The sequence below is a fragment of the Microcystis aeruginosa NIES-4325 genome (genome assembly GCF_008974145.1).
Lineage (GTDB): Bacteria > Cyanobacteriota > Cyanobacteriia > Cyanobacteriales > Microcystaceae > Microcystis > Microcystis aeruginosa_G.
Window position 1 is genome coordinate 1 of the sequence record NZ_BJKP01000095.1, and the last position, 1,039, is coordinate 1,039.

1 protein-coding gene is annotated in these 1,039 nt (G+C 50.5%); it reads left to right on the forward strand.

Translation table 11 applies throughout. The annotated features are described in order from the left end of the window. A partial coding sequence (psbA, locus tag MiAbW_RS19110) for a photosystem II q(b) protein (protein WP_151697349.1) occupies positions 1–999 on the forward strand: 999 nt, incomplete at its 5' end. Positions 1,000–1,039: the final 40 nt, after the last annotated feature.

Genomic DNA, 1,039 nt, shown 5'->3' on the forward strand with positions numbered 1-1,039 from the left:
TATGTCGGCTGGTTCGGTGTCATCATGATCCCCACCCTGCTCACCGCCACCACCTGCTTCATCATCGCCTTTATCGCCGCTCCTCCCGTAGACATCGACGGTATTCGCGAGCCTGTAGCCGGTTCCCTACTCTACGGAAACAACATCATCTCTGGTGCAGTTGTTCCCTCCTCCAACGCGATTGGACTCCACTTCTACCCCATCTGGGAAGCAGCTTCCTTAGATGAGTGGTTATACAACGGTGGTCCCTACCAGTTAGTCATTTTCCACTTCCTACTAGGTGTCTTCTGCTACCTCGGTCGTCAGTGGGAACTGTCTTTCCGTTTAGGAATGCGTCCTTGGATCTGTGTAGCTTACTCTGCACCCGTATCCGCCGCCACTGCTGTATTCCTAATCTACCCCATCGGACAAGGTTCCTTCTCTGATGGTATGCCTTTAGGAATCTCTGGAACCTTCAACTTTATGTTCGTGTTCCAAGCAGAACATAACATCCTGATGCACCCCTTCCATATGTTAGGTGTTGCCGGTGTGTTCGGCGGTTCCTTGTTCTCCGCGATGCACGGTTCTCTAGTAACTTCTTCCTTAGTGCGTGAAACCACTGAAATCGAATCTCAGAACTACGGTTACAAATTCGGTCAAGAAGAAGAAACCTACAACATCGTTGCCGCTCACGGTTACTTCGGACGTTTAATCTTCCAATACGCTTCTTTCAACAACAGCCGCTCTCTGCACTTCTTCTTAGGTGCATGGCCGGTAATCGGTATCTGGTTTACCGCGATGGGTGTTAGCACCATGGCGTTCAACCTCAACGGTTTCAACTTCAACCAGTCGATTCTCGATTCTCAAGGTCGTGTAATCGGTACCTGGGCTGATGTGCTGAACCGCGCTGGTATCGGTATGGAAGTAATGCACGAGCGTAATGCTCACAACTTCCCCTTAGACTTAGCTAGTGGTGAACAGGCTCCTGTAGCTCTGACCGCTCCTGCTATCAATGGTTAATTCCTAGTCTGAACGAAAAGGCACTCCCGCAAGGGGGTGC